The 12,282-nt window shown below is 60.9% G+C and carries 10 protein-coding genes; all 10 read left to right on the top strand.

Annotated elements, in window-relative coordinates:
* The coding region (dgcN, locus tag CKF42_RS18965; protein ID WP_111208924.1) for an N-acetyltransferase DgcN at positions 1 to 935 on the top strand (935 nt) is incomplete at its 5' end.
* A 1-nt stretch (position 936) separates the two neighbouring features.
* Complete coding sequence (gene dgcA / locus CKF42_RS18960) at positions 937 to 1,902, top strand: N-acetyl-D-Glu racemase DgcA (protein WP_111208923.1); 966 nt, start codon at positions 937 to 939, stop codon at positions 1,900 to 1,902.
* A 15-nt stretch (positions 1,903 to 1,917) separates the two neighbouring features.
* Complete coding sequence (locus CKF42_RS18955) at positions 1,918 to 3,783, top strand: ABC transporter ATP-binding protein (protein WP_111208922.1); 1,866 nt, start codon at positions 1,918 to 1,920, stop codon at positions 3,781 to 3,783.
* Between the two features lie 22 nt (positions 3,784 to 3,805).
* A complete protein-coding gene (locus CKF42_RS18950) occupies positions 3,806 to 5,347 on the top strand; it encodes a glutathione ABC transporter substrate-binding protein (RefSeq protein ID WP_111208921.1) in 1,542 nt (513 codons plus the stop codon).
* 83 nt (positions 5,348 to 5,430) lie between these two features.
* Positions 5,431 to 6,363, top strand: coding sequence for an ABC transporter permease (locus tag CKF42_RS18945; protein ID WP_111208920.1), 933 nt, complete (start codon positions 5,431 to 5,433; stop codon positions 6,361 to 6,363).
* Positions 6,360 to 7,244 (top strand): ABC transporter permease subunit, encoded by an 885-nt coding sequence (locus CKF42_RS18940; RefSeq protein WP_111208919.1) that lies wholly within the window; start codon positions 6,360 to 6,362, stop codon positions 7,242 to 7,244. Before CKF42_RS18945 ends, CKF42_RS18940 begins: the two co-directional genes overlap by 4 nt.
* Positions 7,245 to 7,246: 2 nt before the next feature.
* Complete coding sequence (locus tag CKF42_RS18935; protein WP_111208918.1) at positions 7,247 to 8,290, top strand: P1 family peptidase; 1,044 nt, start codon at positions 7,247 to 7,249, stop codon at positions 8,288 to 8,290.
* The gene (locus tag CKF42_RS18930; protein ID WP_046101681.1) at positions 8,287 to 9,108 is read left to right on the top strand and encodes a M55 family metallopeptidase; all 822 of its coding nucleotides are present in this window, start codon (positions 8,287 to 8,289) and stop codon (positions 9,106 to 9,108) included. The genes CKF42_RS18935 and CKF42_RS18930 overlap by 4 nt, the downstream gene beginning before the upstream one ends.
* A gap of 170 nt (positions 9,109 to 9,278) precedes the next feature.
* Positions 9,279 to 10,187 carry a LysR family transcriptional regulator gene (locus CKF42_RS18925; protein WP_058956636.1) on the top strand — a complete coding sequence of 303 codons (909 nt, stop codon included), beginning with the start codon at positions 9,279 to 9,281 and terminating at the stop codon, positions 10,185 to 10,187.
* A 191-nt stretch (positions 10,188 to 10,378) separates the two neighbouring features.
* Positions 10,379 to 12,235, top strand: a complete 1,857-nt coding sequence (locus tag CKF42_RS18920; protein WP_111208917.1) for a hypothetical protein — start codon at positions 10,379 to 10,381, stop codon at positions 12,233 to 12,235.
* Positions 12,236 to 12,282: the final 47 nt, after the last annotated feature.

Raw genomic sequence — 12,282 nt, 5'->3', positions numbered from 1 at the left:
GTATTCATATCTGGCGGCCGGAGCAGTGCGTTGGCGAAATCAAACTGCCGGGCTGCACGGTCAGTCTGGGTCTGGATGAACTGGATATTTCCGGTGCCAAAGCGCGTGGCGCAAAAACCCTGGTGCTGGGCACGGCTAACGCAGGCGGCTATCTGCCTGCGCACTGGCTGGATACGGTGAAAAGTGCCATTAAAGCAGGCATGAATGTGGCCAGTGGTCTGCACCACCGTCTGGTAGATGAGCCGGAACTGGTCGCGCTTGCGCAGGCGTCGGGCGTTGCGCTGTTTGACCTGCGCCATATGCGTCCGGCGCTTAATGTTGGCAGCGGCAAGAAGCGTTCAGGTAAGCGCATCCTGACAGTGGGCACGGACTGCTCAGTGGGCAAGATGTACACCTCCCTGGCGCTGGAAGCGGCGATGCGTGCACGCGGCATGAAAGCGGATTTTCGCGCCACGGGCCAGACCGGCATTCTGGTCGCGGGTGAGGGCATTGCTGTGGATGCGGTCATCGCGGATTTTATTGCCGGCGCTGCTGAAGCGCTGTCACCCGCGAATGACGCGGACCACTGGGACATCGTCGAAGGGCAGGGCTCACTGTTCCATCCCTCTTATGCAGGCGTGAGTATGGGGCTGATGCACGGCGCGCAACCGCACTGGCTGGTCATGTGTCATGAAATGGGACGCCCGCATATGCGTCATCTGCCCCACCAGCCGATGGTCAGCCTGAAGGAATGCGTTGAAGCCAATCTGCGCGCCGCGCAGGTGACCAGTGAGTCGGTGCAGCTCGCGGGCTTTGCGATTAACACCTCAAATTACAGCGAAGAAGAGGCGCTCGCGTATTGCGCTGAAATCACCGCTGAGTTTGGCCTGCCGGCAACCGATCCTGTGCGTTTTGGTATCGACGGGATCGCCGCGCTGCTTCAGGAGCGTGGCTGAAATGAGAACATTGCAGATCGATGTGGTGGAGCTGCCGCTGGCGCGCCCCTTTGCCATCTCGCGTGGAACCCGGACCGTCGTGACGGTCATCCGGGTCACCCTGCAGCAAAACGGGTTCATCGGGCAGGGCGAATGCACTCCGACGGCCCGCTACGGTGAGACGCCCGAAAGCGTGCAGGCGATGCTTGAAGCCGTGCGTGCTGAGGTGGAGGCGGGCCTGAGCCATGACGATCTGCAACAGCGCTTACCCGCAGGCGCCGCGCGCAACGTGCTGGACTGTGCGCTATGGCGACTCGACGCCGCACGGACGCATCAGACGCTGTGGCAGAAGAGCCAGTGCCCTCAGCCACCGTCGGTGGTGACGGCCGAAACCCTCAGCCTCGACACGCAGGAAAATATGGCGCTCGCGGCGGCAGAGGCCGTCTCACGCGGGGCCATCCTGCTCAAAATTAAGCTCGACCGTGATGCGGTTCTGGAAAAGGTCGCCGCGATCCGTGCGGCGGCACCGCGCGCCACGCTCATTATTGATGCCAATGAAGCCTGGTCGGGGCTGGACCTGGAGAGCCTGCTGGTGGCACTGAAGGCCTACAGCATCGCGATGGTGGAGCAACCGCTGCCCGCCGGGCAGGATCATGACCTGCAACGCTTCAGGCATCCCATCCCGGTCTGTGCGGATGAGAGTTGTCATACGCGGGCGGATATTGCGGAACTGCGCGATCGTTACGAGATGGTCAACATCAAACTCGATAAGTGCGGGGGCCTGACCGAAGCGCTGGCGATGGTGGAGGCGGCCCGGGCGCAGAATATGCGCATTATGGTTGGCTGCATGCTGGGTTCGTCACTGGCGATGGAGGCCGCCTTGCCCGTCGCGGTCAATGCGGAGTTCATCGACCTGGATGGCCCCATCTGGCTGGCCGCCGACAGTTCTCCTTTTTTGAGCTACTCCCAGGGCCGCATCTGGCTATAACTTTGCGAGGCGACGATGACGGACACACGACTTACCTCTTTTGCAGCGCGCACAGCCTCTGCCTCTCCCGTGCTGGCGATTCAGGATCTCAGCGTCTCGTTTCGGGGACGCAGCGGTGAGAATCAGGCTCTCAGGGGGATCAGTTTTGCCATCAATCCGGGTGAGATTGTCGCCGTGGTGGGTGAAAGCGGCTCCGGTAAATCTGTCACGTCACTGGCGGTGATGGGCTTACTGGCAAACGGCGGCCGTGTCGATCGCGGCAGCATGCAGTTTCGCGATCGCAGTGGAAACGTGCACGCGCTGGAAACGCTGGATGAGAATCAGCGTCGCGCGTTACGGGGCCGTGAAATGGCGATGATCTTTCAGGAGCCCATGACCTCGCTGAATCCGGTGCTGCGCATTGACGATCAGCTGACCGAAGCGTTACGCGATCACCAGCAGTGCAGCAGAAAAGAGGCGCAGGCGCGCGTGCGTGAACTGCTGCGACAGGTGCGCATCGCCGATGTGGATCGCGTCATGAAAAGCTATCCGCACTCGCTGTCCGGCGGCATGCGGCAGCGTGTCATGATTGCGCAGGCGCTGGCCTGTGACCCGCAGCTCCTGATCGCCGACGAGCCGACCACCGCGCTGGATGTCACCGTGCAGGCGCGTATTCTGCATATCCTGCGGGAACTGCAACGCGAAAAACAGATGGCGGTGCTGTTTATCACGCATGATATGGGCGTGGTGGCAGAAATCGCCGATCGGGTGGTGGTGATGCTGCGCGGCGAAGTCATCGAGCAGGGCACCGTCTCTGAGATTTTTGCCGCTCCGCAGCACGCTTATACCAAAGCATTACTGGCGGCCGTGCCCAGACTCGGTGATATGCGGGAGCACAACTGGCCGCAACGTTTTCCTCTGCCGGGTGCCCGCGACGCGGTGCAACGCGAACAGCAGACCGCGCGCTACGACGTGGCGCCGCTGCTCGATGTGCGCGGGTTGAAAGTCTATTACCCGATCCGCAGCGGCATCTTATCGAGCCTGACGCACCATGTACATGCGGTCGAGCAGATTGATTTCACGCTGTGGCCCGGTGAAACCCTGGCCATCGTGGGTGAAAGCGGCTGCGGCAAATCGACCACCGGACGCGCACTGATGCGCCTCATCAGCAGTGAGGCCGAAAGCATTCACTTTGAGGGAAGAGAGATCTCCGACCTGAAAGAGGCGGCATTCCAGCCGCTCCGCCGTGAAATTCAGATGGTCTTTCAGGATCCCTACGCCTCACTGAATCCCCGCCTGACCGTGGGTTTCACCATCGCCGAGCCATTGCTCCTGCACGGCATCGTGAAATCGCTGGAGGAGGCTTCGCCGCAGATCGATGCGTTACTGAAGAGCGTCGGCCTGCTGCCGGAGCATGCGCGTCGCTATCCGCATGAATTTTCGGGCGGGCAGCGTCAGCGGATTGCCATCGCCCGCGCCATGGCACTGAAGCCGAAAGTCATTATCGCCGACGAGGCGGTCTCAGCCCTCGACGTCTCAATTCAGGCGCAGGTGGTCAATCTGATGATGGACCTCCAGCAGCAGACCGGCGTGGCGTGGATCTTCATCTCTCACGATATGGCGGTGGTAGAGCGCATTGCGAATCGCGTGGCGGTGATGTACCTCGGCCAGATTGTGGAGCTTGGACCGCGCCAGTCGGTATTTAATCATCCGCAGCACCCCTATACCCAGCGTCTGCTGGCCTCCGTGCCGGTAGCCGATCCTGAGAACCGTCAGCCCCGCCTTGTCGATGACAGCGAGATCCCTTCGCCGTTACGTAAGGTGGGCGAAACGGTCACTAAGCCCCGTTATCGACAGGTTGCGCCTCTGCACTGGGTCGCTGACGGCATTGCATTGCGATAATCCTCAACGACCAGGAGATTTCATGAAACCCATTTTTCGCCGTACCTCACTAGCCTTCGCCCTGACGACGATGCTGGTCTCTGCTGCGCAGGCGCAGGATCTGCGTATCTCCATGTATGCCGATATCACGGGGCTGGACCCGCACGACACCTCGGATAACATCAGCTACTCCGTACAGAGCGGTATCTTTGAACGCCTGTTCCAGTTTGATCCGCAGATGAAGCTGCAACCCTGGCTGGCGACCGGTTATACCGCCAATGAGAGCGCGACCGAATTTACCCTGACGCTGCGCAAGGGCGTCACCTTCCAGGATGGCACCCCTTTTGATGCGGAAGCCGTCAAAGCCAACCTCGATCGTCTGGCTGACCAGAAAAAAGGGCTGAAGCGTAACAGCCTCTACAAAATGATCGACAGGGTGACGGTGCTGGCACCCGACCAGGTCAGAATCGACCTGAATCAGTCGTTCGGGGCTTTTATTAACACGCTGGCGCACCCCTCGGCGGTGATGTGGAGCCCGGCGATCCTGAAGCAATACCCGGACGAAGCCCAGCTCCGGCTGCATCCGGTAGGAACCGGTCCGTTTAAATTTGTCGACTGGAAACCGGGCAAAGCCGTGACGATGGCGAAGTATGCGGGTTACTGGCAGGCGGGGTGGCCGAAAGTCGACCAGGTGATCTTCTCGCCGAGCCCGGAAGATGCGACACGCGTTGCGGCTTTAAAATCGGGGCAGGTGGATGCCATCTGGCCACTGCCGTCCGACCTCCTTGCGGCGGTGCAGCAGGACAGCCATCTGACGGTGCAGCGCGATCCGAGCATCTATCTCTATTACATGGCGATGAACACGCAGCATAAGCCGCTGGCGGATGTTCGCGTGCGTCAGGCCATCAACTATGCAATTGACCGTAATCTGTGGCTGAAAGTGGCCTTTGCCGGTCTGGGCAAACCGGCCACCTCGGCTATGCCGGAAGGGGTGCAGTTCTATCAGAAACAAACGGATCCCGATTACCACTATGCACCCGATAAGGCTAAAGCCCTGCTGAAAGCGGCAGGCTATCCGCAGGGGCTGGATCTCAAGCTCTGGGTCACCAATGCCACGGCCGCCGTGCGAGCCGGTCAGGTGCTGAAGGCGCAGCTGGCCGCGGTGGGTATTCGTGCCACGGTTACCCCGATGGATTCGGGAACGCGCAATGCGAAATTGTGGGGCGTGAAGGATCCGAAAATGGCGGAGTTTGACCTCTATTATGGCGGCTGGTCGACCTCTACCGGCGATGCGGACTGGGCGCTGCGCCCGCTGTTTGCCACCGAGTCCTGGGTGCCGACCTCCTATAATGTCTCCTACTTCAGCAACCCGGAAGTGGACAAAGCGATCGCCGCCGGGCTGGTGACGGCCGATGCGGCGAAGCGTGGCATCGCCTATGCGCAGGCCCAGACGGCGCTATGGAAAGCGGCACCGGTAGCCTTTCTTGGCACGCCAGACAACCTGGTGGGCAAGCGGAGCAACCTGAGCGGCGTTTCAATGCTGCCTGATGGCAATTTCATATTCACTCAGGCGTCCTTTAAATAAGACGATTTCTTCCTCCACGCCCCTGACCTCATGCGGGAGAGGGGCGTGGAAAGGCCCGTCGCACCTCTGTTTCAGGGAATCGCATGTTTGCATACATCCTTCGCCGATTGCTCGAGATGATCCCGGTTTTGCTGGTGGTCTCGCTGCTGGTTTTCGGTTTTATCAAGCTGCTGCCGGGCGATCCGGCGCGCATCTATGCCGGACCGGATGCGCCCATCGAGGCGGTAGAGGCGGCACGTCAGCATCTCGGGCTGAACGATCCGCTGCCGCAGCAGTATCTCCACTGGGTCGGCAGCCTGCTGCAGGGCGATCTCGGCATCACCTACCGCACGCAGCAACCGGTGCGGGAGGTGATCGCGCAGGGATTCATGCCGACACTGTGGCTCGCCCTCGCAGGGTTTACCTGGTCCGTGATCCTCGGCCTGCTCTTCGGCGTTCTGGCGGCGCTGAAACGGGGGAAATGGCAGGACTGGACATTGATGAGCGTGGCCGTCGGCGGCATCTCCATGCCCGCCTTCTGGCTGGGGCTGCTGCTGATCCAGTTCGTCGCGATGCCCTCTGGACTCTTTTCGGTCAGCGGCTTTAACAGGGCCAGCGATATTGTCCTGCCTGCCATCACCCTGGGGTCGTCGGTGGCGGCCGTGATGGCGCGCTTCACCCGCTCGGCCTTTCTTGAGGTGGCGCAGGAAGATTACGTGCGCACCGCAAAAGCGAAAGGGCTGCGAAAACGGCTGGTGACGTGGAAACATGTGATGCGCAACGCACTCATCCCGGTGATCACCATGCTGGGCCTGCAGTTCGGTTTTCTGCTGGGGGGCTCTATCGTCGTGGAGAGCGTCTTCAACTGGCCTGGTCTGGGCTGGTTACTGATTGAGTCGATCAAGGCGCAGGACCAGCCGGTCATTCAGGCGCTGGTGATGCTGTTCGTGTTTGAATTTATCGTGATTAACCTGCTGGTCGATCTGCTCTATGCAGTCGTCAATCCGGCCATTCGTCTGCGACAGGAGCCGAGATGAGTTCGTCATCACTGACTGAAAACCCGCCACAGATCATTCGTTCACCCTTGCGCGACTTCCTGCACGCCTTCGTGCGTAATCCCCTGGCGCTGGTGTCGGGCGGATTTGTGCTGCTGCTGATCGTGGTCGCTCTCTTTGCGCCCTGGCTGGCTCCCTGGGACCCGATGGCACCGGACTGGATGGCGTTATCGTCGCCGCCTACGGCCGCCCACTGGATGGGGACCGACGAGCTGGGACGTGACCTGCTGAGCCGGATTATTTACGGCGCCCGCATCTCGCTCTATGTCGGGGTACTGTCGGTCACGCTGGGCATGATCGTCGGGGTGATTCTGGGTTTACTGGCCGGCTACTACGGTCGCTGGATCGATATGCTGATTATGCGCGGCGCCGACGTGCTGTTCGCCTTTCCCGGCATGCTGCTGGCGATTGCGGTGGTGGCGCTGCTGGGAACGGGCCTGAACAATGTCATCATCGCGGTCGCGGTGTTCAGCGTACCGGTCTTTGCCCGTATCGTGCGTGCTTCGACGCTTTCACTGCGACAGGCGGCGTATGTTGAGGCGGTGCGCTGCGCCGGTGCGCCAGACCGGGTGATTATTCTGCGGCATATTCTGCCCGGCACGCTCTCCAGCGTGATTGTCTATTTCACCATGCGCATTGGCACCAGTATTCTCACGGCAGCGGGCCTGAGCTTTATCGGACTGGGCCCGGAACCTGACGTGCCTGAATGGGGCAATATTCTGGCGATGAGCCGCAGCATGATGATGGCCGGGGCCTGGCATATGAGCGTCTTTCCGGGGCTGGCGATCTTTCTGACCGTGCTGGCCTTTAACCTGCTTGGGGATGCGCTGCGCGACACCCTCGATCCCAAACTCAAGGGCTGACGATGAATTTTCAACATGTGCAGCGCACGCTGCTGCTGGAGCGCTGGCGTGAGACGCGTCAGCTGGGTCAGCCGCGCAGCGCCTGCGGAGCCACTAATCGCATCAGCGATGTGACGGGCGTGCGGGTCGGCCACTCTACGCTGAATGCAGGTGAGATTCAGACAGGCGTCACCGCTATCGTGCCGCCCGGCGACAATCTGTTTCTGACGCCGCTGCCGTGCGGGGCAGAGGTCCTGAACGGGTTTGCCAAACCGGTCGGGCTGGTTCAGATCGAGGAGCTTGGCGTGCTGCAGACGCCAATTCTGCTCAGCAACACGCTGGCGGTCGGCACGCTGTTTACCACGCTGGTACGGGATGCCATCCGTCGCAACCCGGAGCTGGGGCGAACGCTGCCAACGGTCAATCCCCTGGCGCTGGAGTGTAACGATGGCTGGCTCAACGATATTCAGGCACTGGCTGTCAGCGAGGCGATGGCGCAGACGGCCCTGCAGACCGCCTCAGCCGACTTCGCGCGCGGCAGCGTCGGGGCCGGACGCGGCATGAGCTGTTTCAGCCTGAAAGGGGGGATCGGCACCGCTTCGCGGCTGATCCCCTCGCTCAGCGCCACGCTTGGCGTGCTGGTGCTGGCCAATTTTGGTGCCCTGGAGGCCCTGACGCTCGATGGCGTGCGGGCCGGTGAGATGATTGCGCCGCTGCTGCCAGGCCACACGCCGCAGCGCGATGCCGGTTCTGTCATCATCATCATGGCAACGGATGCGCCGCTGGAGGCGCGACAGTTAAAGCGCCTCGCGAAGCGCGCCGGTGCCGGCCTGGGACGGCTGGGCAGCCACTGGGGCCACGGCTCGGGCGACATTGCGGTGGCGTTTTCAACGCAACCGCTGCCGCAACCGCCACAGGAGGAGCAGCTGGAGCCGCTGCTTGCCGCCGCGGCCGATGCCACCGAACAGGCTGTACTGGACGCCCTGTTGAGCGCGGAGGCCGTGACCGGCTTTCGGGGTCATCATCGGCCCTCACTGACTCAGATACTGGACAGGTTAACCTCATGAAAATTTTTATCTCTGCCGATATCGAAGGCATTGCGGGCGTCATGTGCCCGGAGCAGTGCACCCCAGGCAACCCGGAGTACCAGCTGGCCCGGGGGCTGATGGAGCAGGAAGTCAATGCTGCGATTGAGGGCGCTTTCGCGGGCGGCGCCACGGACGTGGTGGTTGCAGACAGCCATGCCCGGATGACCAACCTGCGGGCGGAAAATATCGATTCCCGCGCCCGGCTGGTGCAGGGCAAACCTCGCGGGCTGTCGATGGTGGAAGGCATTGAACAGCAGCAGTTCGACGGCTTATTTCTGGTGGGCTATCACAGTGCCGCGGGTGAACCCGGCGTGCTGGCGCATACCATTAACGGCCGGGCATTCTGGCGTATCCATATCAATGGTCTGGTGATGGGCGAAACCGATATTTACGCCGCCGCCGCGGCTGAGCAGGGCACGCCACTGCTGCTGGTGACGGGCGACGATCAACTGCAGGGCTGGATAGCGGAACACTACCCGACGGTCGATTACGTCTGTGTCAAACGCGCCATTTCCCACACCTGCGCGGAATCGATCAGCCCTCACGCCGCGCAGCGTGCGATTGCTGCCGCGGCACGCACCGCATTGCAGCATCAGCCTCAGGTGAGCACGACCCGCCTGACGGCACCCTACGCGATGCGGCTGCAGGCCAGCAGGCCGGTGCTGGCCGATCTGTTCTGCCTGATCCCCGGCGTCACGCGTCTTGATGGTGTCACCGTCGGCTATCGGGCGGAGAAAATGGCGACGTTAATCAGCCTGCTCAGTGCCTTCTCTTATCTGGCGACGACCCAGTCGTAGCGACATTACCCCGTAGATGTAACCCTGTCTGTGAGGCGGGTAACTGCCTCCTCTCTGGCTTTGCGGTACAGTTTTTGCATGAGGAGACGATTCGCCTCTCCTCCGCCCGGACCTGATCAGGCCACCTGGCGGAGGCGCCTTTATTCGCTATTCCATCCAGGGTAAAAATTATGCGGCTCCGCCATATAGAGGTCTTTCAGGCCATCGTTCAGACCGGCAGCATCAGCGCAGCGGCGCGCCTGCTGAATGTGTCGCAGCCGAACATCAGCCGGGTGCTGAATCACGCTGAGCAGCAGCTGGGGTTTGCGCTGTTTGAACGCCGTATTCAGGGGATGAGCGTGACAGCAGAGGGGCGGCGCCTGCTGCCGGAAATCGACGAACTCTGTCAGCGCCTGCAATCCATTACTCAGCTCGCCGAACAGCTGCGGCGCGGCGAAGGGCAGTTAGTGCGCGTCGGGGCGGCTCACGCATTTGGTCAGATGGTGATGGCTCCCGCCCTGGTGACCTGGCGGCAGCAGATGGCCTCTGTCAGCGTTGAACTGGTCACCGAGCACTTCAGTACCTTATGCCAGATGATCCTGGAGAATCAGCTCGATTTTGCCCTGGTTTTCGGTCAGCAGGTCGACGCGGCTCTGCTGGCTGAACCCCTGTTTCACTCCTCCATGGTGGCGCTGCTGCCACGTCATCATCCCCAGGCTGACCCCGTTACGCTGGCGTGGTTATGCGACAACAATCTGCTGATGATGCAGGCCCAGGACCCTTTAGGGCGCGTGCTCCATCGTGCGCTGCGCGATAAAAAACTGAATCCCGCCGTGTCGTTATCGATCAAAACCTACTCGGTCATCGCGGATATGGTGCTGGCGGGCGGCGGCGTGGGCGTCGTGGATCTCTTCACCGCCTGCCGCTATGCCGACCAGCTGAAATTGCTGCCCGTGGCCCAGCCCCTGCCGTTTGAAGTGATGCTGATCAGCCGGCGCGACCTGCCTCAGTCGCAGTCCACGCTGCAGCTTAAGCAGGTGATCCGCAACCGACTGTGGGAGATTGCCCGGCAGTGTGAAACGCAGTTTATTGCTGGCTGAGACGTCGCGCATTCCCGCGTCCCGACAGGGCGTTTTATGATGTGCATCACAAAACCTTAAGAATGTCGCTCAGGTATGAAACCGGACTCGCGCCTGCCGCACTCAACTCTCACGTTGCGGGGTGAGTCACTCACTTCGCAAGTCATCAACTGACCGGTTGCTGGTAACCGGCACAACCTGGCGGAGTGAGAATGATGGATGGAATCAGAAGTCACGGGCGCACACCTGCATCCGGACATGAGGAGATCGCCCTGCGGTCACGTACGACGGCGTCGACCGGCGCAGCGGCGGGCGTTGATGCCGCCGCGGCAAACCGGCTACAGGAGATTGCGCGTATTGAGCAGGTCCTGAAAAATGAATCCAGTAGTGCCGACGGCGTGCACGAACACATGCAGCGGGTCGCTGTCACGCTACATGATGAAATGGGGCAGACTGCAGATAATGTCAGCGATGTGCTTAAACACGCCCGCGACAGTGACAGACGAACATCGGCACTCGCCGAGTCTGCGATAGGGCTGGCTTACGGACTTTCCGGCGTGCCCGGTGACCTGGCGGGTAAGTTGCTGGCACATCAGCTCAATCTGGAGCCGGGCACCAAAGCACACGATTTTGTGACAGGTCTCACCGCTGGACTGACGGCGGTCGCCTTCAAGGCGGTTGTCTCTAAACTTGTCGATAACAGCCTTAAAGAGGGTAAGTGGATGCAGGCTGACGAAAATTACCTCGAACCCTTTATGCAGGAGGTAATGAAAAGGCACGACACGCTGGGGCATAAGACACAGCAGGCGGCGCTGGGAGGGACAGGGTATAACCTGCGCAACCCGATTAACGCAGCGATCTCCGCGGGTACACAGACACTCGCAGAAAACGCGCCGGGTGCGCAACCCATGAGTATCCTGAAGAGTGCAGGTAAAGCGGCTTATCTTGGCAGTCAGATGGCCAGTATGGCCTTAACCTACGGTGCCGGGGCGGCAAGTGGGGTTGCGCAGAACCGTTTCGACCGCCTGAATAACGCGGAGTACTTATTTGGCCGCACTGACTGGCAGGAACGTTATAACGCCTTAGCCAGCGGGCAGGGGCATAGCGCGCAAGGTGGCCGTTTTGATGCTCTGATGAACAATGCGAAGACGCCAAAAACCTGGTGCAGTGCCGTGCGAAATCTTGTCGCGCTCTCTCAGCTGGTTGAAGGCTTCGCGTTGGGCGGCGGGCTGGGACTGGCAAATATGTCGAAAAGAGGCGCGAGTGAGGCTATGGCATCGTCTATGGCCAAAGGGCTGGGCAGTATCGAGGAGGTCATGAAAAATCCGGCTAACCGCGCCGTGCGTGAACTTGCAGGTCAGGGGGCCTATATCCCGGTGGCGGCGGCGGCCTATTTTTCACAGGGGGCGGCCGCCATTGCCTATGATGAGCTGAAAAAAGCGGTGAAAAACAAACTGGGTCTGAATGACGAAGGCAATACAGGCTCTTCATCATCTGCCGTCACTGACACCACGGACGGTGACGCCCATACCGCTTCGGGCGCAGGAACACCTGAAGGTTCGCCTGCGCCAGATGGCAGCGCCGGAGCGAGCCTGCATGAATCAATGCCAGCCTCAGACGCGGATGCCAGGGCGGCATCCCCGGCCGGAACGCCAGCGCCAGGTGAAAGAACCGGAACCGCAACGCCGTCAGAAGCAGACGTGTCGGACAGCGGCAGTGTGCAGTCGGGCTATTCCGGCGAGCTGAGAAACAGCCCGCCAGCACGCTCACAACAGATGCACGAGACGGGCGATACCCATGCCTGGTGGAAAGAGTTCCCCTCGACGGAAGCGATAAAGTCAGATCCGAAAGAGCATACCGAGGCTGATAAGGCAGCCCTTGATGCGTTGCTGAACGTAGAAACAGCCAGCATGGAGGAGCGTATCGAAGAGATGATCCCGCTGTCAGACGCCTTAACCTCGTTGTCTGCCTCATCAGACGCCGCCGGGCCAGCCGCAGGATCGCCAGAACCGGCAGCCCCGGCAGCAGCCGCTCCGGCAGAAGCCGCCGAACCGAAAAAACCTTCCTGATACCTCCCGTCTGAAAGCCGCAGCGATGCGGCTTTTTTTATGCCTGA

It is taken from the genome of Pantoea sp. ARC270 (assembly GCF_003236725.1).
Taxonomy (GTDB): domain Bacteria; phylum Pseudomonadota; class Gammaproteobacteria; order Enterobacterales; family Enterobacteriaceae; genus Pantoea; species Pantoea anthophila.
Note: the sequence above shows the minus strand (reverse complement) of the source record. Positions and strands in the feature narration are given on the sequence as shown.